This is a genomic window from Caulobacter sp. GW821-FHT10A06, from assembly GCF_059415805.1.
Genome location: NZ_JBWKNY010000003.1, coordinates 712,234 through 735,773, shown reverse-complemented (window position 1 = coordinate 735,773; position 23,540 = coordinate 712,234). Strand labels below are relative to the sequence as shown.

Below are 23,540 nucleotides of genomic sequence, written 5' to 3'. Positions count from 1 at the left end.
ATGGCGGCAAAAACATCCATTTTTCCGTACATGTCACGCAGTTAGGGCAAAAATTTTCACCGAACGTCACAATTCGATGATCGAGTTCGGAACATTCGTTTGAACTGTACACCCGAATTCTAAAGTCCAGGATTTTGACCTTTTTGCCCGAATTCGGCCTCAGTCGAGGTCGCGCGGGCCGAACGAACGGGGCAGCAGGCTCCAGAAATCGACCCGCTCGGTGGTCTCTCCGCCCTGCACCGAAACCACCTCGCAAGCCTCGCCGGCGAACTCGGCGATGCGCTGGCGGCAGGCGCCGCAGGGCTGGACCACGGCGTCCGAGCCGGCTGCGATCAGCACCTTGTCGATGACCCGCGAGCCGCCGGCCGTGATCATGGCGCCGATCGCCGTCTGTTCGGCGCAGGTCCCGACCGGATAGGCCGCGTTCTCGACATTGACGCCGTAGTGGACCCGGCCCTCGGCGTCGATCACCGCCGCCGCCACCGTGAACTTCGAATAGCGGGCGTACGAGCGCTCCAGCAGGCCAGGCAGGACCTTGGCGGCGTCCTGTTCAACGGTGTGGTGGGTAGCGCTCATGGTCTTTCCTGCCTTCCGGCAGAGGATCGCGCCGGGGAGAGAGGCAATCAGCCGCAGCTTCCCCACGCAAGCAAAAAAGTAAGCGCCGCCTTACCCCTCGCCGGGCGCCGTCGCGATGATCGACAGGGCGTGGACGGGCCCCGCCAACTCCTCGGCCAGCACCTTCATCACCATGCGCTGGCGCATCACCCGCGCCTTGCCCGCAAAGGCCTGCGCCTCGATTCGCAGATTGAAGTGGCTTTCGCCCGCTCCAGTGTGCCCAGCGTGGCCGTGGTGGCGGTCGCTATCGTCCACAAGCTCCAGCTTCGAGGGCGAAAAAGCCTCCTCCAGCTTGCTGCGGATGGTGTCCGTGACGGCGCCCATGTCGGTCTCTTGCTTGTCAATCCTTGAACGGAAATAGCCTGGGCTTACTCTAGACGCCATGAGCCGCGAGTTCGAATACCGTCCCAAATTCACCGACATCCGGGTCCGGCCGCCCAAGAAGGGCGAGGACGACCCGGTCAACGACGTGCTTGGCCTCAAGCCCGGCGAGAAACGGTGTGACCATCCCGACTGTCGCCTGGCCGGATCGACCAGGGCGCCGAAGTCGCGCGACCTGCCGAACCAGCACTACTGGTTCTGTCAGGCCCACGCGGCCGAGTACAACAAGAACTGGAACTTCTACGCCGGCATGAGCGAGGCGCAGATCCGCGCCGCCCAGGAGACCGAACGCCAGACCGGCGGTCGTCCGACCTGGAGCTTCAAGGCCGACGCCAATTCGCGTGAAGCCGCGGCGGCCGCCGCCCGCGACGCCCGCGCCTTCGCCGACCCGTTCGGGATCTTCCGCGCCCAGCAGCGCAAGGCCGAGTCCGCGCGCAGCGCCGCCGAGCGCAGCCTGGGCAAGCTGGAACGCGGGGCCCTGGCCGACCTGGACCTGGAAGCCGGCGTCGACAGCGCCGCGATCAAGGCCAAGTACAAGGAGCTGCTCAAGCGCTTCCACCCGGACGCCAACGGCGGCGACCGCAGCGCCGAGCACAAGCTGCAGCGGGTCATCAAGGCCTACAAGACCCTGCAAAAGGCCGGGATGGTGAAGAGCTAGACCGGCTTGGCCTTGGGCACGACCGTCAGGACAGGCGGTCGCGGAACGCGGCGTAGTCGAACTGCCGCACCACCTTCAGCGCGTCGGTGTCGCTGTTCCACAGCGCGATCGCCGGCAGCGGCACGCCGTTGAAGGTGTTGGTCTTGACCATCGAATAGTGGGCCTGGTCCAGGAACGCGATGCGCGTTCCCGGGGTCGGGCGCTCGGCGAAGACGTAGTCGCCGATGACGTCGCCGGCCAGGCACGACGGGCCGCCCAGGCGGACGGCGACGCCGGCCTCCGGCTCGCCCAGCATGGCGGGGCGATACGGGGCCTCGATCACGTCCGGCATGTGGCAGGTCGCCGAGATGTCGGTGATGGCGATGGGCATGCCATTGTCGAAGACGTCCAGCACCTCGCCGACCAGGATGCCCGCGTCCAGCGCCACGGCCTCGCCCGGCTCCAGATAGACCTGCACGCCATGGCGCTGGGCCACCGCGTTCAGGAAATCGACCAGCCGATCGGTCTGATAGTCGGCGCGGGTCACGTGGTGGCCGCCGCCCAGGTTCAACCACTTCACCCCGCCCAGCAGCGAGGCCAGCTTTGGCTCCACCGCCGCCCAGATGCGCGCCAGCGGCTCGAAGTCCTGCTCGCACAAGGCGTGGATATGCAGGCCGTCGACGCCTTGCATGTGCTCGGGCCGCAGCTGCGACACCGGGAAGCCCAGACGCGAGCAGGGCTGGGCCGGATCGTACTTGGCGACCTCGCCCTCGGAATGTTCGGGGTTCAGCCGCAGGCCGATCTCGAAGACCTCGCCCTCGGCGCGCGCCTTGGCGATCACGCCTTCGAAGCGCGCCACCTGGTCCGGCGAATTGAAGATCACGTGGTCGGACAACCGCAGGATTTCCGGCAGGTCCTCGGCCTTGTAGGCGGGCGAATAGGTGGTCAGCTCGCCCTTGTAGAATTCTCGGGCCAGCCGCGCCTCCCACAGCCCGGAGGCGCAGACGCCGTCGAGATACTCCCCGACGACGTCCGCCAGCGACCACATGGAAAAGGCCTTCAGGGCCAGCAGGACGCGGGCGTTACCGCAGTCCTTCACGTCCTTCAGCACCGCCAGATTGCGCCGCACCGCCACCTCGTCCACCACGAAGGCGGGCGAGGCGACGCGGTTCAGGTCGAAATGCGCGAAGGCGCCCGGATCACCGGCCCTGGTTTCCATGGGTCTGTTCCGTTTCCCTAGAACGCCAGCGGTTGCGCCAGGTCCTGAACCTTCCACGGCAGGCCGTGCTGGTTCAGCATGTCCATGAACGGATCGGGGTCCAGCTGCTCCATGTTGAACACGCCCTCGCCCTTCCACTGGCCCGTCAGCATCAGGGCCGCGCCGATCATGGCCGGCACGCCCGTGGTATAGCTGACCGCCTGGTTGCCCGTCTCGGCATAGGCCGCCTCGTGGCTGCAGACGTTGTTGACGTAGACCGTGCGGGCCTGGCCGTCCTTCTGGCCGGTGGCGATCGTGCCGATATTGGTGTTGCCCTTGGTGATCGGGCCCAGCGACGACGGCTCGGGCAGCAGCGCCTTGAGGAACTCGATGGGGATGATCTCGCGGCCCTGGAACATCATCGGCTCGATGCGGGTCATGCCGACATTCTCCAGCACTTCCAGGTGCTTGAGATAGCTGTCGCCGAAGGTCATCCAGAAGCGGATGCGCTGGATCTCCGGGTAGAACTTGGCCAGGGATTCCAGCTCCTCATGGTACATGAGGTACATGTTCTTGGGTCCGACGGCCTCGAAGTCGAACACCTGCTTGTGGCTCAGCGCCGGGCCTTCGACCCACTGGCCGTTTTCCCAGTGACGCGAGGGCGCGGTCACTTCGCGCAGGTTGATCTCGGGATTGAAGTTGGTGGCGAACGGCAGACCGGTGTCGCCGCCGTTGCAGTCCAGGATGTCCAGCGTGTCGATCCGGTCCAGCAGGTGCTTCTTGGTGTAGGTCGTGAACACCGAGGTCACGCCGGGATCAAAGCCGCTGCCCAGCAACGCCATCAGGCCAGCGTCCTTGAAGCGGTCCTGATAGGCCCACTGCCAGCTGTATTCGAACTTGGCCGCGTCGCGCGGCTCGTAATTGGCCGTGTCCAGATAGTTCACGCCGGCCGCCAGGCAGGCGTCCATGATCGCCAGATCCTGGTAGGGCAGCGCCAGATTGACCACCAGGCCCGGCTTTGCCGCCTTGATCAGAGCGGTCGTCGCGGCGACATCGTCGGCGTCGATCGCGGCCGTCTCGATGGTCACGCCCGTGCGGTCCTTCACCGACTGGGCGATGGCGTCGCACTTCGACTTCGTCCGACTCGCCAGCGTGATGTGCGAGAAAATATCCGTGTTCATCGCCATCTTGTGGACAGCGACCGAACCAACGCCACCTGCGCCGATAACCAGCACCCTGCTCATTTTGGCTTCTCCTAAAGTCCAGTCTCCCCTAACGCGCTGATCTGGCTCAGGGGGGCGGGCCTACTATCACGCGGATCGTGTCTTCGCTAACCGCGCCGCTCGACGATTTGACACAGACGCTGCTCACGATATTTGTCGGAGTAATAACGACACTTGTGAGGAAGCATGCCGCGCTTTGGGAAGACGACGGACCGCAGGACGCTGCTGGCCGGGCTGAGCACCGCCGCTCTTGGCCTCATGGGAGCGCCAGCCTTCGCCCAGGCTCTGTTCTATCCCACCTATCCCAAGCCGGGCACGCCCAAACTGGAAGGCGCCGACAGCAGCCGCCGGATCATCGATCCGCCCGCCAAGGACTACTGGCCCTATGCCCGCATCAGCGGCGCCGGCCGCCCCGTCACCAAGGCCACGCAGGACGGCGGCTGGCTGTCGGGCCTGTCGGAGGTCAGCTACAAGGGGCCCGAGCCGCGCCCCTACCCCATCGCGCCTTGGGGCCAGGCCGACAGCGGCTCGGCCGTGAAGAGCGGCAAGCTGCCCGCCATCCGCCCGATCTGGGACGCCCACATCCGCGACACCATCGTCTGCCTGGGCGGCGACGGCTTCTACTACATGACCGGCACCACCGGCGATAACTGCTGGGCGGTGAACGACGGCGTCGAGCTGTGGCGCTCTCGCGATCTCAAGAGCTGGGACTATCTGGGCCTGGTCTGGAGCATCGACCGCGACGGGACGTGGGAGCAGAACTGGACCGCCCGCGCCGGCGTGCCGTTCCGCGCCCTGTGGGCCCCGGAGATCCACTTCCTGGGCGGGAACTACTACATCTGCCACTGCATCAGCGGCGTCGGCATCGGCGTGCTGAAGAGCACCACCGGACGCGCCGAAGGCCCCTATGCTCACGTATTGTCGGACAAACCGATCAAGGGCGGCATCGACTCAACCCTGTTCGAGGCCGCCGACGGCAAGATCTATCTGTCGTGGGGCGCGGCCACCAAGATTCGCGAGATCAAGCCCGACTTCAGCGACTTCGCCGGCGACTGGCAGGACCTGGTGTTCGCCGACGACGGCGTCGATCCCAAGGCCCAGAAGGCCGGCAAGCCCCTGCGCCGCGTGGGTTTCGAGGGCGCGACCTTCTTCCGGGCCAACGGCAAGTACTATGTCGGGGCCTGCAACAAGGACGAGGGCCGCTATTCGTTCTGGTTCGCCTCGTCGGACAACCTCCTGGGCCCCTATTCCGACCGTCACGAGGGCCCGCCGGGCGGCGGCGGCGGCAACCTGTTCCGCGACAAGACCGGCCGCTGGTGGCAGACCTTCTTCGGCAATGACGACCAGATGCCCTTCCGCGAGAAGCCGGGCCTGATCGCCATCGAATTCGACAAGGACGGCCGCGTCGTCGCCTCGAAAGACCAGCCGTTCAAGCCTTTCGCGTAGGTAACTTGCGAAGCAGTCGCTGACTGAGCCATCTTTCGCCGCCACTGGGCGAGGGACGACTCTTCGATGACCGACACCGATCGCGAGTGGCGCGCCCCGGCCGATCCGCCGACGCCGGTAACGCCCGTGCCGTTCGGCAAGCCCTGGAGCATCTGGTTCTGGGGCGGGCTGATCTCGACCGCCGGCCTGGGCCTGGCCGTCGCGCCACGCGTCGTGCTGCACCTGCTGGACGTGGATGTCGGCGCGTCGGGCCTGCCCTGGGTGCGGTTCGCGGGCCTCGTCCTCCTGGCCTACGCCATGGGCTACCACGTCGCCGGCTGGACCGGGCAGCGCACCTATATGCGGGCCTCGGTGGTGCTGCGGGTGTTCTCGCTGGTGGTGATCGGCGCGTTCGTGCTGCTGGACTGGCTGCCCAAGGCCTGGCTGGCCGTGGGCCTGGTCGACTTCGTCGGCGCGGTGTGGACGACGCTGGAACTGCGCTGGCGGCCTAAGCCGAAGGCTTGAACCGCCTCTGCACCAGAAACGCCGCGAACCAGCAGGCCATGGCCCAGGCCGCGCCGACGCACCAGCCGGCCAGCACGTCGCTGGCCCAGTGGACACCCAGATAGACGCGGCTAAGGCCCACCATCAGGCTGACCAGCACACCCGCCCCCACGGCCAGCACCTTGACCCGCCGTTTGTCGGCGAAGCGCGCGGCCAGCACGCCCAAGGTGAGAAAGACCACGGCCGACAGCATCGCATGGCCGGACGGGAAGCTGGCATTGACCGCCTCGACCGCCCGATAGGCCAGGTCCGGCCGCTCGCGCCCGAAGACCAGCTTCAGCCCCTGACTGATCAGCAGGCCGCCCCCGGCCCCCGCCAACAGCAACAGGGCCTCGGTCCAGCGCCGCAAGGACGCCAACAGGGCGAAGGCCAGGGCGATCACCAGGGTCAGCACCGCCACCGAGCCCAGAGCCGTGATGTCGGTCGCCGCCAGGTGCAGCCACTTGGGCCCGACCAGCTCGTGCGGCAGGCCGTCGACTCGCAAGGCCCGCAGCACCGCCATGTCCAGCGCCCGGGTCTCACCTTCGGCAACTTCTTCGGCGATCGACAGGAAACCCCAGGCCCCGAAGGCCACGATCAGCAGGGCCGCGGTCGCGCCCAGCTCGCGCCGGGCGGTGTCCAAAAGTCCTCGAAAGGCGATACGGATCAAGCGGATAGCTCCTGGACCGTCGGGTTCATGCTACAATATTTCCCTTTTGAAACATGAACTTAAGCTGACCAGGGCCGTTCAGGTTCCAAGCATGTCGGACCTCGTAGGTTCGACTTCTCAACAAGGAGACCCGACATGAAACGCCTGATCACTGCTTCGCTCGCCGTTCTGATGCTGGCCGGCGGCGCCTCCGCCGCTTCCGCCCAGGACTATCGCCGCGACCACAACAACAACGGCCGCTACGACAGCCGCGACCGCGCCTATGAAAACGGCCGCCGCGACCAGGCCCGCGCCGAAGACCGTCGCGATCGCCGTGAATACCGCCGCTGGGCCAAGGGCCAGCGTCTGGACCAACGCTATCGCGGCAACAGCTACTATGTCAGCGACTACCGCGCCCGCGGTCTGCGCGCCCCGCCGCGCGGCTATCGCTGGCAGCGCGTGGACGACCAATACGTCCTGGCCGCCGTCGCTACCGGCCTGATCGCTTCGGTGATCATCGCCAACCGCTAAAAAAATGGGTCTCGAGGGGGTGTCGCGCTGCGGCGCCCCCTTCCCTCACCCTAGGTCAAAGGGCTAATTCGGTGCCATGCCCGAGTTCGCCGATAACAGCTCCGCCAACGATCCCCTGATCACCCTGGTCCCCGACAAGTGGGTGACGCTCCGCGACGCATTCGGCGTCGACAGCGACATGAAGGTCCCGTTCTTCTCGCACCGCGACGCGCACGTCCCCGAGATCGACACGGCCTACAAGTTCGACCCGCAGACGACGAAGGCCATCTGCGCCGGCTTCGCCAAGGACCGCCGCGTGATGGTCCAGGGCTATCACGGCACCGGCAAGTCCACCCACATCGAGCAGATCGCCGCGCGCCTGAACTGGCCGCTGGTCCGCGTGAACCTGGACAGCCACGTCTCGCGTATCGACCTGGTCGGCAAGGACGCCATCGTCCTGAAGGAAGGCAAGCAGGTCACCGAATTCCGCGAAGGGATCCTGCCCTGGGCCCTGCAGCGCCCGATCGCCCTGGTGTTCGACGAATATGACGCGGGTCGCCCCGACGTGATGTTCGTGATCCAGCGCGTGCTGGAAGCCGGCGGCAAGCTGACCCTGCTGGACCAGAACCGCGTCATCCGCGCCAATCCGTATTTCCGGCTGTTCTCGACGACCAACACCATCGGTCTGGGCGACACCACCGGCCTCTATCACGGCACCCAGCAGATCAACCAAGGTCAGATGGACCGCTGGTCGATCGTCACGACGCTGAACTATCTGGAGCACGACGTCGAAGCCGCCATCGTGCTGGCCAAGAACCCGTCGTACGACACCGCCGAGGGCAAGCGCACCCTGGCCGCCATGGTCCGCGTCGCCGACATGACCCGCAACGCCTTCATGAACGGCGACATCTCGACCGTCATGAGCCCGCGGACGGTGATCACCTGGGCCCAGAACGCCGAGATCTTCGATCACGACGTGGCCCTCGCCTTCCGCCTGACCTTCCTGAACAAGTGCGACGAACTGGAACGCCCCACGGTGGCCGAGTTCTTCCAGCGCGCGTTCGGCACGGATCTGCCGGAAAGCGCCGCGCGGGTGAAGGTCGCCTAGGCTCCAGGACGTTTCGGACAAGACAGCGTCATCGGAACCGCCTCTACTGGCGGTCCGTTGACCTGCGACACTTTCCGGAGACGCCCCATGACCGACATCACCTACACCATCGTCGAACACGACGGCGGCTGGGCCTACAAGGTGGGCGACACCTTCTCCGAGACCTTCCCGTCGCACGACGCGGCGCTGAAGGCGGCCAAGACCGCTGCCGCTGAGCAGCGCCAGCCCGGCGAGACCGAAGGCATCGTCTACGAAGACAAGAACGCCGTCTGGCACGGCGAGGTCGCGTCCGGCGACGATCGCCCCACGACCCATGTCGAGGACGCCAAGTAGCCGCGTTCGGAAATTGGCCCTGATCTTGCGGCACGAAGCTTCCTGAAGCCCATTTTGAGACAAGGTCGCCGCCGATGTTCGCCAAGAAGAAAGAAGCCCCCGCGTCGCTGGCCCTGACTCCGCTGGAACAACCGCGCCCGGCCGCGCCGGCCGCGGTCCAGCCGCAGCAGGCCGCCCCCGCGCGTCCCAAGCCCGCCTCGCTGTTCTCGCAAGGCCTGACCGTGCGCGGCGACATCGTCGGCGACGTCGAGGTGCACGTCGACTGCGCGGTGCTGGGCGACGTGAAGGTGGGCAAGCTGGTGGTCGGCCCGAACGCCCGTATCGAAGGCTCGATCATCGCCCAGGCCATCGAGATCCATGGCCTGGTCATCGGCGCGGTCACCGCCCAGGCCGTGCGCCTGTACGGCACCGCGCGCGTGGACGGCGACATCACTCATGAGCAGCTGGCCATGGAAACCGGCGCCGAGTTCCAGGGCCGCAGCCTGAAATTCCGCCGCCCGGCTCAGCCGCAACCGCAGGCCCAGGCCCACGCCCCTCAGCCTCACGCACAACAGGCGCCTGTCCCGCAAGCCGCGCCGCAACCGGCCCCTTCGGCCTCGCAGACGCCCTACAGCCACGTCTCGCACTAGGATTTTGACGGCTTTTCAGGCGCCGCGCCGGCTTCTGTGGCGCGGCGGCCACGCTGTTCCAGCTTCGGGAAAACCGGCGGAACGCTCACGCTAAGCCGGGCTTTGTTATGGTGTGGGTTGGCGAGAACCAACCCGGATCAAGGAGCCCAAATCCATGGCCGGCAAGCCTTTGCACATCGTGCCGCCCGTCTCGGGCGTGGCGGAAGTCTACGACCTGGGACGCGGTCCCGAGTCCACCGCCCAGCGCGTCAAACGTCTTCAGAACGAGGCCCGCATGCTGGCCCGCGAAGAGATCGAGCGCCTGGACCGCGACCTTCGCAAGCTCGCCGACCAGGCCAAGACGATCGCCGACGGCGGCGAGGCCTATCCGGCCGGCATCCGCGAACTGGCGGGCCGCATCGGGGTGGATACGGCGCAGCGGGCCGAGATCCTGCGGGCGCTGCTGGAGCGGCTGCACTAGCGGGTCCGTCCTCGTCCTTCGACAAGCTCAGGATGAGGACTACTTTTGACGACGGTTCACTAGAAACCTCATCCTGAGCCTGTCGAAGGACGAGGTTTCGACCCCTGTGCCAAGCCGGGACGCCCTACGCCCCCGCGTTCGCCATCTTCCTGAGCCGCCGCGCCAGGTCTTCGGGCCGGTCGGCGATCTGGTCGAACAGGGCCTGGACCTCGGCCTCGCCGAAGCCGGCCGCGCGCAGAGTGCGCCAGGCGCCGGCCAGCACGGCCTCGGCGATGTCCAGGCGGTCGTCGGCGAGGGCGAGGCCCGCGCCGAACGGGCTCTGCGAAACGGTATATTCAGCGGCGAGCGACATGGGAGCCTCCTGCGGTCGGCAGTAATGTTCCTTTTTTGTTCGCATTCCGCAAGAGAGTCGAGTCCCCATTTCGAGACATGAAAAACCCCGAGGTCCGGAGACCTCGGGGCTGCGCGGTCGGGGCGGACCTACGCGATATCAGGCGGCCGGCTCACAACGGCCGCCCAATGCTCAGAAGGGCTTAGCGGCAGACGGTCCGCTCGCGGTAGACGCCCTCGTAGCGATCGTAGTCGCGCGTGGTCCAGCACTCGCGGTCGCCATAGTAGGGACGCGGGGCATAGCCGTAGCCATAGCCGTAACGCGGCGGGGGCGGCGGGGCGTAGGCGCGGCGGCCGTAATAACGATCGTCGTAGTAGCGGTCGTTGCGGTTGCCGTCCGAGATCGCGGCGCCGACGGCCAGGCCGACGATGCCGGCGGCGACCGCTACAGCGGCGGTGTCGTTGCCGTGACCACGGTGGTGGCGATAGCGGGGATCGGCCGAGGCGGTCGTCGCGACCACCAGCGACAGAGCAGCAGCGCCGGCGGCGACCTTGCCGACCGTGCTGAACAGGTTGCGGGCCATGGAGGCCTCCTTGAGTTTCGCTTCCCGGCGCCCTTCGCGTCGTCCAGCGTCGAAGATGACGATCGGACTTCCCGCCTGAACGGCGCCTGAACGGATTCTTTCAACGAATGGCGGAACCGGTTTGTTCACCTTTTTCCGCCAGGGTGGTGTCGAACGGGGGTTCCAAGCGACCTCCGCGCTACGGAGATCGCCATGTCCAGCACCGTGTCGTACGCCCAAGGCCAGGCCCTGCAGGTCCTGTCGTTCGAGGTTGGCGCCCAGACCTATTGCGTCCCCGTCAGCGCCGTTCGCGAGATCCGCGGCGTCACCCCGCCCACCCCTCTGCCCGAGGCTCCGCCCTATGTGCGCGGCGTCATCAACCTGCGTGGCCAGGTCATGCCGGTCATCGACCTGTCGTGGCGCCTGGGCAAGGGCGCGGCGCAGGACGGCGCCCGCCAGGTGATCATCGTGGTCGAGAACCAGAACGACGTCGCCGGCCTGCTGGTCGACGCGGTCTGCGACAGCTTCACCGTCGAAGCCGAGCACATCAATGCGCCCCCGCCCCTGGGCGATGGCGAAGACTCGCCGCTGGTGTCGGCCGTGATCACCTCGGGCGAAGGCGACATGACGGTCCTGCTGGCTGTCAGCCGCATCCTGCCCGAGCGCCAAGTGGCCCTGGCGGCTTAAGCCGCAACCTCCGCCGCTACTTCCGCGATCAGCGCCCGCAACCAGCGGTGCGCCGGATCCTGCCTATAGCGCACGTGCCAGCCCATCTGCACCGGGAAGGTCCCCAGATCGACGGGGGCCGGAAGCACCTTGAGCCGCGCATCGCGCGTCAGATGGCGGCAGATCAGGTTCGGCAAGGTCGCGCAGTAGTCCGTGGCCGCCACCATCTCCGGCACCGCCAGGAAGTGGGTGACCGACACGGCCACCTCGCGCCGTAGCCCCCTCTGGTCCAACGCCTGGAACAGGCCCGTCCGCATTCGCCCCGGCGGCAGGACATTGACGTGTTTCAGCCGCTCGTACTGCTCGCGTGAGATGGCCTCGCCGATCTCGGGATGGTCGGCCCGCACCACGCAGGACAGGCCCTCGTCCATCAGGTGCTGCACGACCAGATTGTCCGGCGGGTCGACGATGCGCCCCAGCACCATGGCCGTGTCGCCCGACATCACCCCCGTTTCGGTCAGGTCGTTGCCGAACGGCATGAGGCGCAGCCTGATGCCCGGCGCCCGCTCGCGCAGCCGCATCACGATCGCCGGGGCCAGCACGAACTCGACATAGCTGTTGGGCGCGATGGTGAAGAGGCGCACGGCCTCGCCCGGATCAAAGTCCTGCTGCCCCAGTATGGCGTCGTCCAGCCGGGCCAGGGCCGCGGCGATCACCGGGGCCAGCTCCTCAGCCATCTGGGTGGGCCGCACGCCGTAGCGCTCGCGGATGAACAGCGGGTCGCGCATCGTCACGCGCAATCTTGCGAGGGCGTTCGACAAAGCCGGCTGGGTGATACCCAAGCGCTGGGCGGCGCGGGTGACGCTGCGCTCCTCCATCAGGGCCACGAAGATCGGCAGCAGGTTGAGGTCGTACCGCATCAGATATCACTTTGACCGATATCTAAAATCACATCAATAAAGTTCTGGAATACCTGCGCTCGGCGCATGTTTGGCCTGTCCCGAGGGGACGCCAACCACAGGCCAAGGAGGCCAACATGTCCAAGGGTAAGGTTCTCATCATCGGCTCGAACGCCACGCAGATCGAAGTGCGCGGCGGCACGGGCGCCACCGGCCAATATCTGAACGAGACCGTCGTGCCGGCCATGGCGCTGGTCGCCGCCGGCTACGAGATCGTGCTGGCCACGCCCAACGGCACGAAGCCGTACATCGATCCGGCCTCGGACGACGCCGGCCATTTCGACAACGACCAGGCCGCCTATGAGCGCGGCAAGGCCTTCTACGAGACCGATCCGGCCATGAACCAACCGCGCACCCTGCGCTCGGTGATCGGCGAGGGCCTGGACAACTTCGTCGGCGTGTTCGTGCCCGGCGGCCAGGCTCCCGGCGTCGACCTGATGCAGGACGCCGAGACCGGCGTGATCCTGCGCCACTTCCACGATCGCGGTCAGCCCACCGCCCTGCTGTGCCACGGCCCGATCGCCATCGCCTCGGCTATCGACGACGCCGCCGGCTTCCGCGCCGCCCTGATCGCCGGCGACACCGCCAAGGCCGCGCAGCTGGCCAAGGGCTGGCCCTATGCCGGCTACAACATGACTATCTTCTCCAACAGCGAGGAGAAGGTCGTCGAAGAGCACATCCTGCACGACAAGCTGTTCTTCAACGTGGCCGACGCGCTGGAGATCGCCGGCGGCAAGGTGATCACCAACCCGGTGAACTTCGAACCGAACGTGATCGAGGACCGCGAGCTGATCACCGGCCAGAACCCCCGGTCGGACCATCCGCTGGCCGCGACGCTGGTCGCTGCGCTCGACCGGTCGCTGGTCAAAGCCTAATCCCTTGGCGACTGGCGGGGCGTGTTTACGCCCCGCCAGAGCCTGGTCTCGAAAGGAATAGAACGATGTCGAACGCCGTGAAGATCGTGGCCATCCTGACCGCCCGTCCAGGCAAGGCCGAAGCTTTGTGGACCCTGCTCTCTGGCATGGTCGCCCCCAGCCGCGCCGAGCCGGGCAACCTGCGCTGGGACATCTGGCGCGACCAGGCCGACGCGACGCGCTTCGTGCTGGACGAGCTCTATGTCGACAACGCCGCCGTGGCCGCCCATCGCCAGACGCCGCACTTCCAGGACTATTTCGCGCGTATCAACGACCTGGCCGAACGGACGGCGCTGGTCGCCGATCCGGTCGAGGTTGTCTGACTAAACATTTGTTCGAATTTCCTCTTCCGCTGGCCCCGCCCAGCCCGCTAGTCTCCCGGCAAGTCAAAGGGAGAGACGCATGAAGGCCGCTGTTCTGCGCGAGGCGGGCAAGCCCCTCGAGATCGAGACCGTGGCCATCGGCAAGCCCGGCCCGCGCGAGGTGCTGATCCGCACCAAGGCGGCCGGTGTCTGCCACTCCGACCTGCACTTCATCGAGGGCTCCTACAGCCATCCCCTGCCGGCCGTGCTGGGCCACGAGAGCGCCGGCATCGTCGAGGCGGTCGGCGACGAGGTGCGCACCGTCAAGGTCGGCGATCACGTCATCACCTGTCTCAATCCCTATTGCGGCCACTGCGAGGTCTGCCTCACGGGCCATATGAACCTCTGCATCAGCCCGGAGACCAAGCGTCCCAAGGACGCCGAGCCGCGCCTCTTCAAGGAGGACCTTGGCGGCGGGACCGGCAAGATGGCCCAGTTCCTGAACCTGTCGTCCTTCGCCGAGATGATGCTGGTCCACGAGCACGCCTGCGTCGCCATCCGCAAGGACATGCCGTTCGACCGCGCCGCCCTGATCGGCTGCTCGGTGATGACCGGGGTGGGCGCGGTGATGCACACCTCCAACGTCCGGCCGGGCGAGACCGTGGCCGTGATCGGCTGCGGCGGCGTGGGCCTGGCCACCATCAACGGCGCGGCGATCGCCGGCGCGGGCCGGATCATCGCCATCGACCGCGTGGCCTCCAAGCTGGAGCTGGCCAAGCAGTTCGGGGCCACCGACGTCATCGACGGCTCAGCGGTCGACGATATCGCGAAAGCCGTGGTCGAGCTGACCAGCGGCGGCGTCCACCACAGCTTCGAGGCCATCGGCCTGAAGGCCACGGCGGAAGCCTCGTTCAAGATGCTGCGCCGGGGTGGTACGGCCAATGTGATCGGCATGATCCCGGTCGGCACCAAGATCGAGCTGCACGGCGTCGACTTCCTGGGCGAACGCCGCATCCAGGGCAGCTATATGGGCTCCAACCGCTTCCCGGTCGACATGCCGCGGCTGGTGGACTTCTACATGCAGGGCCGGCTGAAGCTGGACGAACTGATCTCGCGCCGGATCAAGCTGGAGGACGTCAATTCGGCGTTCGACGAGCTGAAGCGCGGGGAGCTGGCGCGGTCGGTGATCGTGTTTGATTGATCACTCTGGTCTAGTCCAGTTGTCACATCCCTGACGAATGACCCGTGCTAACTCCGGCGAAGGTTCTTCCCGGAGTGCGCCCCATGCCCCAGCTCGACCGCCGCAGCCTGCTCGCCGCCATCGGCGCCATGGCCCTGCCGCCGGCCCTGGCCAAGGCCGCCGCGATCGACGCCGACGTGCGCACGGGCACGATCAAGGACGTCGAGCACGTAGTGATCCTGATGCAGGAGAACCGCAGCTTCGACCACTATTTCGGGACGCTGAAGGGCGTACAGGGCTTTGGCGATCGCTTCCCGACGCCCGTGCGCGATGGCCGCACGGTCTTCGCCCAGGCCTACAAGGACCAGCGGATCGCGCCGTTCCCGCTGGAGACCACCAAGACCTTCGCCCACATGCGGGTCGAGAGCACGCCGCACAGCTGGACCAACGCCCAGGACGCCTGGGACCAGGGCCGCATGGACCGCTGGCCGGAGTCCAAGGAGCCTTGGTCGATGGGCTATTTCGAGCGGGCCGACATCCCGTTCCAGTTCGCCCTGGCCGAGACCTTCACCCTCTGCGACGCCTATCACTGCTCGACCCAGACCGGCACCAACACCAACCGCCTGTTCCTGTGGACCGGCACCAACAACCCGGCCGGCGACCTGGGCGGTCCGTCGATCTCCAACTCGCACGACGACTTCCCGGAGAAGGGCGGCGCGGCTGACTCCTACCGCTGGACGACCTATCCCGAGCGGCTGCTGCAGGCGGGCGTGACCTGGCGGATCTACCAGGACATGGCCGACAACTTCACCGACAACCCGCTGGTCGGGTTCAAGGCCTATCGCGACGCCCACAAGGACGTTCCGGGCTCGGACAAGCGTCTGAAGGACCTGGCCCTGACCACCTGGCATCTGGACAAGCTGCGCGAGGACGTCACCTCCGGCCGCCTGCCGCAGGTGTCGTGGATCATCGCCCCGGCCGCCGATAGCGAGCACCCCAGCCCCTCCAGCCCGGCCCAGGGCGCGGCCTATACCGCCAAGGTCATCGAGGCCCTGACCGCCGATCCCAAGGTCTGGGCGCGGACGGTCTTGATCGTCAATTTCGACGAGAACGACGGCTTCTTCGACCACATGCCGCCGCCGTCGCCGCCCTCGCTGGGTCCGGACGGCAAGCTGATCGGCGGCTCGACCGTCGACGTCGCCGGCATGCACCACACCGTGCGCAACCCGACCGAGGCCAAGGCCGAGCGCGACGACCTGATGCACCGGCCCTATGGCCTGGGACCGCGCGTCCCGCTGTATGCGATCTCGCCCTGGAGCCGGGGCGGCTACGCCAACAGCCAGGTCTTCGACCACACCTCGGTGATCCGGTTTCTGGAGACGCGCTTCGGGGTGATGGAGCCCAATATCGCGCCCTGGCGGCGGGCGGTGTGCGGCGACCTGACCTCGTGCTTCGACTTCAAGACCCCCAACCACCAGCCGTTCGCGCCGCTGCCCTCGGTGACCGAGGCCGCCGCCCGCGCCGCCAAGCTGCCGGAGACCAAGCCACCGACGCCGACCACCGTGGTCGCGCCGATCCAGGACAAGGGGACCCGCCCCTCCCGCGCCCTGCCCTACGCCCTGGCCGTGGACGGCCGGGTCAAGAGCGGCGCCATGACGCTGACCCTGGCCAATACCGGCGCCCAGGCGGCGGTGCTGCACGTCTATGACCAGCTGCGGCTGGATCAGGTTCCGCGCCGCTACACGGTTGGCCCCAAGGCCTGGCTGGAAGACGCCTGGCCGGCCGGTCCGCACGACCTGTGGGTGCTAGGCCCGAACGGCTTTCACCGCCGTTTCGCCGGAACTGCCACGGGGGTCGAGCTCAGCGCCCGGACCAAGGGCGACGCTATGCAGCTGACCCTGACCAACACCGGCAAGGAAGCACGCATCGTCTTCGTCGAGGGCGCCGAGCCCTGGCGCGTCAGCCTGGCGGCGGGCGTGACCCAGACCAAGACCTTCGCCACAAAACAGGGCTGGTACGACCTGACCGTCCACGACGCCGCCGACGCGACCTGGGTGCGGCGCCTGGCGGGACGGATCGAGACGGGCAAGGACTCGATCAGCGATCCGCTGATGGGCGGGGCGGCGCGACTGGCGCTGTGACCCACGAAGGTTAGGCTGGCGGCGAACTCAAGGATTCGCCGCCATGCTCCGCCCCTCCCTGCTCGCCCTGGCGCTCGCGCTGATCGCCCTGCCCGCCGCCGCGACCGATCCGGCCAAGCTCGTGACCTCGCCGGCGTTCAAGAAGGCCGTGGCCAAGCTGGACGCCGACTACGACCGCACGGTCGCCGACATCGTCACCCTGACCGAGATCCCGGCCCCGCCGTTCAAGGAAGAAGCCCGCGCCAAGGCCTATCTCGAGATGCTGAAGGCCCACGGCCTGACGAACGTCGAGATGGACGCCGAGGGCAATGTCATGGGCGTGCGCGCCGGCACGGCGACCAAGGGCAAAGGCCCGTTCGTGGTCATCGCCGCCCACCTGGACACCGTCTTCCCCGAAGGCACCGACGTGAAGGTCCGCCGCGAAGGCACCAAGCTGATGGCCCCCGGCATCGGCGACGACACTCGGGCTCTCGCCACCCTGCTCGCCTACCTCCGCGCCCTCGACGCCGCCGGCATCAAGACCAAGGCCGACATCCTGTTCGTCGGCAATGTCGGCGAAGAAGGCCCCGGCGACCTGCGCGGCACGCGGTTCCTGTTCAACAAGGGTCCGTACAAGGGCCGGATCGCCGCCTTCTTCTCGATGGACGGCTCGGACCCGTCGCGGATCGTCGACAAGGGCGTCGGCTCCAAGCGCTATCGCGTTACGTTCAAGGGCCCGGGCGGCCACAGCTACGGCGCGTTCGGCATCGTCAATCCGATGGCGGCCATGGCGCGGGCGGTGACCGACCTCTACGCGGTGCAGACGCCGAAAGAACCCAAGACCACCTATTCGGCCAGCGTCACCGGCGGCGGCACCTCGGTGAACTCGATCCCGAACGCGGTGTTCATGGAGTTCGACATGCGCTCGGAAAGCGCCGCCGAACTGGCCAAGCTGGACCAGACCCTGGTCGGCATCCTGGACAAGGCCGTCGAAGGCGAGAACGCCGCGCGCGACACCCGCAACGGCAAGGTCAGCTACGAGGCCAAGGTCATCGGCGAGCGGCCGGCCGGGAACACGCCGCAGACGGCCGAGATCGTGAAGCTGACCGCCGGCGCGATCACCGCCCTGGGCTTTTCGCCCCAGCACGAGGACAGCTCGACCGACAGCAACGTGCCGATGAGCCTCGGCATCCCCGCCGTCACCATCGGCGCCGGCGGCAAGGCCGGCCGCGCCCACGCCCTGGACGAATGGATCGACGTCGAGAAGGGCGAGAGCCTCAAAGGCATGCAGGTGGGCCTGGCCGCGCTGCTGGCGGTGGCAGGGGTGGACTGAGGGTTCGAAACCTCGTCCTTCGACAAGCTCAGGATGAGGTTTCTACTGTTACGCCGCGCCCAAAGTAGTCCTCATCCTGAGCTTGTCGAAGGACGAGGACGGCCCCGCCGCGTCACCAGCCAGATTCCCGCGCACACCAGCGCCAGGGCGGCGGCGTTCTTCCAGGCCAGCACCGGCTCGTGCAGGAACACCGCCGACAGCAGCACCCCGAACACCGGGATCAGGAAGTTGAACACCGCCAGCATGCCGACCGGGTTGTGCTTGATCAGCAGGCTCCACAGCGCGAAGGCCGCCGCCGACAGCGCGGCCATATAGGCCAGCAGGGTCAGCGACCGCGCATCGAAGCCGCCCAGATGGCCGCCGGCGACCTCGCCGATCGCCAGCAGCGCCGTGCCGCCGATGGCCAGCTGCCAGCCGGTCATCACCATCGGGTCGATCTTCTGCGAGATGCTCTTGCCCCAGATCGACGCCGCCGCCAGCACGAAGGCGGCGACGACCACGAAACCCTCGCCCAGCAGGCTGAATTCGAAGTCCAGGCCCTTGCCGCCCAGGTTCACGGCCAACACGCCCGCGAAGCCCAGCAAGCAACCGGCAACCTTGCGCGGCGTCAGGCGGTCGTCCTTGAACAGGAAGTGGGCCAGGATCACGCCGAAGAACGCGCCAGTGGCGTTCATGATCGACGACTTCACCCCCGTGGCGTGGGCCAGGCCGACATAGAAGAACACGTACTGCACGGTGGTCTGGAACAGGCCCAGGCCGATGATCCGCCCAATCTCCGCGCGCGGAATGGCCACCGGCTTGCGGTTCAGCACCGCCAGGACCAGCAGGATCAGCCCCGCCGCCAGGAAGCGCCAGCCGGCGAACAGCATCTGCGTCGCCGTGTCGGTCTTGGCGACGTGCAGCAGGGCGTAGCCGGCCTTCACCGCCGGAAAGGCGCTGCCCCACAGCAGGCAGCACAGCACGGCCATGCCGATGACGAAGCGCTTGTCACAGTAGAGATCGGAATTGGAACTGGACAAACGGCGTCTCGGCGCAAGGTGAAGCGCCGCTTCTAGGGCGTGGGGCGCCGCGCTTCAATCACCGCCTCTGCTTGACGCTTACGGAAATATTCGCCGCCTCTATTTGAATAACGATGTTATCCACTCAGGCATTTCCCCTGATCCGGGAGACATATCGACACAGGAGCCAAGTCTTTTCAGACAATCTCCCCAGGGTTGTTCCCACATCCCAAGCGTCACTGATATCGATGTTCTGGTATTCGGCATCAGTGAGGCATTGAGCGGGGATGACCCAGGCGACAGTCCACAAGACCCTGTCCGAGGACATCATCGCCTTCTTCGACGTCTCGCTGGACCTCTTGATCATCCGCGACATCGAGGGCCGCGTGCTCAAGGCCAGCGGGTCCTGGCTCACCAAGCTGGGTCACGACCCCGCCGAGATGGTGGGCCAGAAGCTGCTGCGCCTGGTGCATCCCGAAGACATGCCCGGCACCCTGACCAGCGTGATCGAAGTCGAGAGCCGCAAGGACGGCGACCCGGTCGTCGGCTACGTCAACCGCTACCGCCACAAGGACGGCCACTACCTGACCTTCGAATGGCGGGCCCAGCGGCTGGGCGACCGCATCTACGGCGTGGCTCGCGACGTCACCGAACGGGTGGCGGCCGAGCGCGCCCTGGTCGAGGCCAAGGCGGCGGCCGAGGCCTCCAACCGCGCCAAGACCGATTTTCTTGCGAACATCAGCCACGAGATCCGCACGCCCTTGAACGGGGTGATCGGCATCGTCGACGCCCTGTCACGCACGCCGCTCAGCGCCGACCAGGCCGAGATGGTCGGGCTGATCCGCGATAGCGGCGCGACCCTGGAGCGGCTGGTCTCTGACTTCCTGGATGTCGCCAAGATCGAGGCCGGCCAGCTGCGGCTGGAGGAGCACGCCTTCGACCTGGACCACGCGCTGCGTCCTGGCGTCGAGGTCATGCGCCACCGCGCCGAAGAGAGGGGCCTGGCCTTCCAGGTCGTCGGCGAGCTGGACGGCCGTTACCTGGGCGACGGCACGCGGATCGGCCAGGTGGTCGGCAACCTGCTGTCCAACGCCATCAAGTTCACCGAGACCGGCGGCGTCACCCTGCGCATCACGCGTGCGGCGGCCGGCCTGACGCTAGAGGTCGAAGACACCGGCATCGGTTTCGACGCCGAACACGCCGCGGGCCTATTCGCCCGCTTCCACCAGGCCGACGCCTCGATCAGCCGCCGGTTCGGCGGCACGGGCCTGGGCCTGGCGATCTGCCACTCGCTGGTCGAGATGATGGGCGGACGGATCTCAGCGGTCTCGACGCCGGGGGCGGGCAGCCGCTTCACCGTCTTCCTGCCCTTGCCGCCGGTCGATATGGCGCCGGAGGTCCGCGAGACTCCGGCCGCGCCGCTCGAACCATCGGACGCGCCTCTACGGGTGCTGCTGGTCGAGGATCACCCGACCAACCAGCGTGTCGCCCAGCTGATCCTGGCGACCCAGGGCGCGGACGTCGTCACGGTCGGCGACGGCCTGGACGCCATCGACGCCTTCAAGGCCGGGACCTTCGACGTGGTGCTGATGGACATGCAGATGCCGCGCATGGACGGCCTGGAGGCCACCCGTACGATCCGGGCCCTGGAGCTGGAAGCCGGCGCGGTCCGCACCCCGATCATCATGCTGAGCGCCAACGCGTTGACGGCGCACCGGGAGCAGACCCTGGCGGCGGGCGCGGACCTGCATGTGTCCAAGCCGATCACCGCCGCGAACCTGCTGGCGGGGATCCAGGCGGCGGTGGGTTAGCGCAGCTTGACCTTTTCCAGATCCGCCGCCGCCAGCTTCGGCGTGTCCTCGCCGCTGACCGCTTCGCCGCCGGCCGCCAGCATGCGGTCGATGCGCGACTTCTGCGACTTGAACGAGGCCAGTTCAGAGCCGGCCAGGATGGTGCCTTGCGGGACCTTGGCGCCGATCGGATTGACGCGCTCGCCCTTCAGCCAGACCTCGTAGTGCAGGTGCGGACCGGTCGCCAGACCCGTCGAACCGACATAGGCCACGACCTGGCCCTGGCGCACGCGGGTGCCGGCGCGGATGCCGGGGGCGTAACGCGAGATGTGGCCGTAGCCGGTGTCCCACTGGCCCGAGTGGCGGATGCGCAGCCAGTTGCCGTAGCCGCTCCAGCGGCGGGCCTCCAGCACGACGCCGTCGCCGGCGGCCAGGATCGGGGTGCCGGTGCCAGCCCCGAAGTCGACGCCCTTGTGCGCGCGGGTATAGCCTAGGACCGGGTGCTTGCGCGTGCCGAACACCGAGGTGATCCGCGCGCCGTCCACCGGAGTGCGCAGCAGGAAGCCTTTGATGTTCTTGCCGAACTCGTCGAAGAACTGGCTCTTGCCGTCGCTGTCCTTGCGGTCGAAGGCGTAGAACTTCTGGCCCTTGACCTCGGCATATTCCAGGTCGCCGGCCTCGATGGTGCGGCCGCTCTCGGTGACCTTGCGGTCGAACACCAGGCAGAAGCGGTCGCCTTCCTTGATGTCGCGCGAGAAGTCGATCTTGTGCGAGAACAGCTTGGCGGCCTGGCTGATGATCGCCGGCGTGCCGCCGACATTGGCCACGCTCTCGTAGAACGAGCCGTTCATTTCCCCGCAAGCGACCTTCTGCTCGTCGCGGACCTTTTCCTCCAGCTCGCGCAGGCGCATGGCGCCGTCGAAGGTGCGCGAGACGGTCAGGGTCGAGGACGGGCTGGCCCGCATGGACAGGCCGATCAGGCGGGCGGGGCCGCGCTGGCCGCGGCGCTGGGCGATGGCGGCCTCGAAGGCCATGCCGGCCTTGATGTTCACGGTGTCGATCGCGCCTTGCAGGGTGGCGACGACGGCCTGGGCGTCTTCCGGGGCCACGCCGGCGCGCTGCACGGCGCCTTGCAGGGTCTCGCCCGGACGCACCTTGACGGCGACGTTCTCGGGACGCTCGAAGCCCGGCTGGGCCTCGGCGCTGGCGAAGGCGACATGCTGCAGGGCGACCAGGGCGGCCGGATCCAGCGCGGCCTTCTCCGTGCCCGGAGTCTTGGCGTCGTCGGCGGTCAGCTTCCAGCCCAGGCTCAGGGCGGCGAGCCCGGCCACGGCGGTGAAAACCCTCGGCGCCCAGCGCGTTGCGCTGCGTCGCGGATCAAATTCCTGCATCGTGCCCCCGTCGGTTCGATGCCGCGCAAGTCAAAATGACACGGCCGGGTAGCCCCCCAGCAACTGTCGGGCCGGAACATGCGCGAGGCGCGCTCTCGGCGGCAAGGACTATTCGGCGCTTCGGTCGTTTTGTCACGGCATGGTTAACGTCGGTTAACAGCCGAAACGTAACCATATGATCGATAAAAGAAAACGCCCACCGTTGCCGGTGGGCGCTTTGGGTACGCTTTTACTGTTACGCTTACTAAGCTGTCCGAGATCAGGCCGCGTTGACCTGTTCGTTCGGGTCGCGCAGCACGTAGCCGCGGCCCCAGACCGTCTCGATGTGGTGCTTGCCGTGGGCCGAGGCCGCCAGCTTCTTGCGCAGCTTGCAGATGAAGACGTCGATGATCTTCAGTTCGGGCTCGTCCATGCCGCCGTACAGGTGGTTCAGGAACATTTCCTTGGTCAGGGTCGTGCCCTTGCGCAGGGAAAGCAGCTCCAGCATCTGGTATTCCTTGCCGGTCAGGTGAACGCGGTTGCTGTTCACTTCGACCGTCTTGGCGTCCAGGTTGACCACGATGTCACCGGTCTTGATGACCGACTGGGCGTGACCCTTCGAACGACGGACCACCGCATGGATGCGGGCGATCATCTCGTCCTTGTGGAAGGGCTTGGTCATGTAGTCGTCGGCGCCGCCCGAGAAGGTCTTCACCTTCGTATCGATTTCCGACGAACCCGACAGGATCATGATCGGCGTGTTGATCTTCGCGACCCGCAGGGTGCGCAGAACATCGATGCCGCTCATATCCGGAAGATTGAGGTCGAGCAGAATGAGGTCGTAGTCGTAGATCTTACCCAGATCCACGCCCTCCTCACCCAGATCCGTCGTATAGACGTTGAAGCCTTCAGACTTCAGCATCAGTTCGATGGTCTGCGCCGTCGCGCTGTCATCCTCGATCAACAGTACGCGCATGAGCCCCTCCACGCCAATCCTGGCGTATTCGAACGTCTTAGGCGGAAGTCCGCCGATAAACCCTGCGGCCACTGTGGCGTAGAGTTAATTTAAGACTGGTTAATGGTGAATGTTTCCGTTGGTCGAATGGTTAATCTGATTTGCGAATCGGGTGCAAGCGGCCCGCGGCCCCTTGGTCACATTGGTCGCAGGCGTCGCAGGCGCCCCTCAGAAACCCCTAATTCGGCGGTAAAGATCCCTAAAATCCGTGCACTTGCAACGATCCGAACGGCGTTACGCCATTAAGGCTCAGCTGCGTTTCCGTTCGCTCATGAGGCGAGATTGCGGC

Annotated in this window: 26 protein-coding genes; 15 read left to right on the top strand and 11 right to left on the bottom strand. The window is 66.8% G+C overall.

Features of this window, described 5'->3' with window-relative positions:
• Nucleotides 1-159: 159 nt before the first annotated feature.
• Both cdd and AC07NF_RS11185 read right to left on the bottom strand, forming a co-directional pair.
• Nucleotides 160-576, bottom strand: coding sequence for a cytidine deaminase (gene cdd, locus AC07NF_RS11190; protein ID WP_492814654.1), 417 nt, complete (start codon nucleotides 574-576; stop codon nucleotides 160-162).
• A 90-nt stretch (nucleotides 577-666) separates the two neighbouring features.
• Nucleotides 667-939 (bottom strand): BolA family protein, encoded by a 273-nt coding sequence (locus AC07NF_RS11185; protein WP_492814652.1) that lies wholly within the window; start codon nucleotides 937-939, stop codon nucleotides 667-669.
• 58 nt (nucleotides 940-997) lie between these two features.
• Here AC07NF_RS11185 and AC07NF_RS11180 point away from each other — a divergent pair, with 58 nt between their 5' ends.
• On the top strand, nucleotides 998-1,654 hold the full coding sequence (locus AC07NF_RS11180; protein WP_492814651.1) for a J domain-containing protein: 657 nt from the start codon (nucleotides 998-1,000) through the stop codon (nucleotides 1,652-1,654).
• 25 nt (nucleotides 1,655-1,679) lie between these two features.
• Here the strand turns inward: AC07NF_RS11180 and AC07NF_RS11175 are convergent, their stop codons facing one another.
• Nucleotides 1,680-2,852 (bottom strand): carboxynorspermidine decarboxylase, encoded by a 1,173-nt coding sequence (locus AC07NF_RS11175; protein ID WP_494631745.1) that lies wholly within the window; start codon nucleotides 2,850-2,852, stop codon nucleotides 1,680-1,682.
• A gap of 17 nt (nucleotides 2,853-2,869) precedes the next feature.
• A complete protein-coding gene (locus AC07NF_RS11170; RefSeq protein WP_494631746.1) occupies nucleotides 2,870-4,075 on the bottom strand; it encodes a saccharopine dehydrogenase family protein in 1,206 nt (401 codons plus the stop codon).
• A gap of 165 nt (nucleotides 4,076-4,240) precedes the next feature.
• On the opposite strand from AC07NF_RS11170, the gene AC07NF_RS11165 reads away from it, so the two are divergent.
• A complete protein-coding gene (locus AC07NF_RS11165) occupies nucleotides 4,241-5,500 on the top strand; it encodes a family 43 glycosylhydrolase (RefSeq protein ID WP_494631747.1) in 1,260 nt (419 codons plus the stop codon).
• Between the two features lie 66 nt (nucleotides 5,501-5,566).
• On the top strand, nucleotides 5,567-6,004 hold the full coding sequence (locus AC07NF_RS11160) for a hypothetical protein (protein WP_494631748.1): 438 nt from the start codon (nucleotides 5,567-5,569) through the stop codon (nucleotides 6,002-6,004).
• On the opposite strand, the gene AC07NF_RS11155 is transcribed toward AC07NF_RS11160, so the two are convergent.
• The gene (locus AC07NF_RS11155; RefSeq protein WP_494631749.1) at nucleotides 5,988-6,692 is read right to left on the bottom strand and encodes a phosphatase PAP2 family protein; all 705 of its coding nucleotides are present in this window, start codon (nucleotides 6,690-6,692) and stop codon (nucleotides 5,988-5,990) included. The genes AC07NF_RS11160 and AC07NF_RS11155 overlap by 17 nt on opposite strands.
• 135 nt (nucleotides 6,693-6,827) lie before the next feature.
• On the opposite strand from AC07NF_RS11155, the gene AC07NF_RS11150 reads away from it, so the two are divergent.
• From AC07NF_RS11150 to AC07NF_RS11130, 5 genes are all read left to right on the top strand, one after another.
• A complete protein-coding gene (locus AC07NF_RS11150) occupies nucleotides 6,828-7,202 on the top strand; it encodes an RcnB family protein (protein ID WP_492814640.1) in 375 nt (124 codons plus the stop codon).
• Between the two features lie 76 nt (nucleotides 7,203-7,278).
• Complete coding sequence (gene cobS, locus AC07NF_RS11145) at nucleotides 7,279-8,289, top strand: cobaltochelatase subunit CobS (RefSeq protein ID WP_492814638.1); 1,011 nt, start codon at nucleotides 7,279-7,281, stop codon at nucleotides 8,287-8,289.
• Nucleotides 8,290-8,376: 87 nt separating this feature from the next.
• On the top strand, nucleotides 8,377-8,622 hold the full coding sequence (locus AC07NF_RS11140; RefSeq protein ID WP_494631750.1) for a DUF2188 domain-containing protein: 246 nt from the start codon (nucleotides 8,377-8,379) through the stop codon (nucleotides 8,620-8,622).
• Nucleotides 8,623-8,696: 74 nt separating this feature from the next.
• Nucleotides 8,697-9,251 (top strand): bactofilin family protein, encoded by a 555-nt coding sequence (locus AC07NF_RS11135; protein ID WP_494631751.1) that lies wholly within the window; start codon nucleotides 8,697-8,699, stop codon nucleotides 9,249-9,251.
• A gap of 154 nt (nucleotides 9,252-9,405) precedes the next feature.
• Complete coding sequence (locus AC07NF_RS11130) at nucleotides 9,406-9,711, top strand: hypothetical protein (RefSeq protein ID WP_494631752.1); 306 nt, start codon at nucleotides 9,406-9,408, stop codon at nucleotides 9,709-9,711.
• Between the two features lie 124 nt (nucleotides 9,712-9,835).
• On the opposite strand, the gene AC07NF_RS11125 is transcribed toward AC07NF_RS11130, so the two are convergent.
• Nucleotides 9,836-10,063 carry a hypothetical protein gene (locus AC07NF_RS11125; RefSeq protein ID WP_494631753.1) on the bottom strand — a complete coding sequence of 76 codons (228 nt, stop codon included), beginning with the start codon at nucleotides 10,061-10,063 and terminating at the stop codon, nucleotides 9,836-9,838.
• Nucleotides 10,064-10,244: 181 nt separating this feature from the next.
• Nucleotides 10,245-10,625, bottom strand: a complete 381-nt coding sequence (locus AC07NF_RS11120; RefSeq protein ID WP_492814630.1) for a hypothetical protein — start codon at nucleotides 10,623-10,625, stop codon at nucleotides 10,245-10,247.
• Nucleotides 10,626-10,817: 192 nt separating this feature from the next.
• Between AC07NF_RS11120 and AC07NF_RS11115 the strand changes: the two genes are divergently transcribed.
• Nucleotides 10,818-11,291 (top strand): chemotaxis protein CheW, encoded by a 474-nt coding sequence (locus tag AC07NF_RS11115; RefSeq protein WP_454714258.1) that lies wholly within the window; start codon nucleotides 10,818-10,820, stop codon nucleotides 11,289-11,291.
• Here AC07NF_RS11115 and AC07NF_RS11110 read toward each other — a convergent pair.
• A complete protein-coding gene (locus tag AC07NF_RS11110; RefSeq protein ID WP_494631754.1) occupies nucleotides 11,288-12,190 on the bottom strand; it encodes a LysR family transcriptional regulator in 903 nt (300 codons plus the stop codon). The two genes, AC07NF_RS11115 and AC07NF_RS11110, sit on opposite strands and share 4 nt — an antisense overlap.
• 116 nt (nucleotides 12,191-12,306) lie before the next feature.
• Between AC07NF_RS11110 and AC07NF_RS11105 the strand changes: the two genes are divergently transcribed.
• The 5 genes from AC07NF_RS11105 to AC07NF_RS11085 all read left to right on the top strand — a co-directional run bounded on the left by AC07NF_RS11105 (nucleotide 12,307) and on the right by AC07NF_RS11085 (nucleotide 18,078).
• Nucleotides 12,307-13,104, top strand: coding sequence for a type 1 glutamine amidotransferase domain-containing protein (locus tag AC07NF_RS11105; RefSeq protein WP_494631755.1), 798 nt, complete (start codon nucleotides 12,307-12,309; stop codon nucleotides 13,102-13,104).
• Between the two features lie 65 nt (nucleotides 13,105-13,169).
• The gene (locus AC07NF_RS11100; protein ID WP_494631756.1) at nucleotides 13,170-13,466 is read left to right on the top strand and encodes a putative quinol monooxygenase; all 297 of its coding nucleotides are present in this window, start codon (nucleotides 13,170-13,172) and stop codon (nucleotides 13,464-13,466) included.
• Between the two features lie 79 nt (nucleotides 13,467-13,545).
• On the top strand, nucleotides 13,546-14,646 hold the full coding sequence (locus AC07NF_RS11095; protein WP_494631757.1) for a Zn-dependent alcohol dehydrogenase: 1,101 nt from the start codon (nucleotides 13,546-13,548) through the stop codon (nucleotides 14,644-14,646).
• Nucleotides 14,647-14,729: 83 nt separating this feature from the next.
• The gene (locus AC07NF_RS11090) at nucleotides 14,730-16,766 is read left to right on the top strand and encodes a phosphocholine-specific phospholipase C (RefSeq protein WP_494631758.1); all 2,037 of its coding nucleotides are present in this window, start codon (nucleotides 14,730-14,732) and stop codon (nucleotides 16,764-16,766) included.
• Between the two features lie 43 nt (nucleotides 16,767-16,809).
• Entirely contained in the window at nucleotides 16,810-18,078 is a 1,269-nt protein-coding gene (locus AC07NF_RS11085) for a M20/M25/M40 family metallo-hydrolase (RefSeq protein ID WP_494631759.1), read from the top strand.
• A 71-nt stretch (nucleotides 18,079-18,149) separates the two neighbouring features.
• On the opposite strand, the gene AC07NF_RS11080 is transcribed toward AC07NF_RS11085, so the two are convergent.
• Nucleotides 18,150-19,046: a DMT family transporter gene (locus AC07NF_RS11080; protein WP_494632134.1), complete on the bottom strand. Its 897-nt coding sequence runs from the start codon at nucleotides 19,044-19,046 to the stop codon at nucleotides 18,150-18,152.
• A gap of 317 nt (nucleotides 19,047-19,363) precedes the next feature.
• Between AC07NF_RS11080 and AC07NF_RS11075 the strand changes: the two genes are divergently transcribed.
• Nucleotides 19,364-20,887, top strand: coding sequence for a PAS domain-containing hybrid sensor histidine kinase/response regulator (locus AC07NF_RS11075; RefSeq protein ID WP_494631760.1), 1,524 nt, complete (start codon nucleotides 19,364-19,366; stop codon nucleotides 20,885-20,887).
• Here AC07NF_RS11075 and AC07NF_RS11070 read toward each other — a convergent pair.
• Nucleotides 20,884-22,257 carry a M23 family metallopeptidase gene (locus AC07NF_RS11070; RefSeq protein ID WP_494631761.1) on the bottom strand — a complete coding sequence of 458 codons (1,374 nt, stop codon included), beginning with the start codon at nucleotides 22,255-22,257 and terminating at the stop codon, nucleotides 20,884-20,886. The genes AC07NF_RS11075 and AC07NF_RS11070 overlap by 4 nt on opposite strands.
• Nucleotides 22,258-22,516: 259 nt before the next feature.
• Nucleotides 22,517-23,212, bottom strand: a complete 696-nt coding sequence (gene ctrA / locus AC07NF_RS11065) for a response regulator transcription factor CtrA (protein ID WP_099581093.1) — start codon at nucleotides 23,210-23,212, stop codon at nucleotides 22,517-22,519.
• Nucleotides 23,213-23,540: the final 328 nt, after the last annotated feature.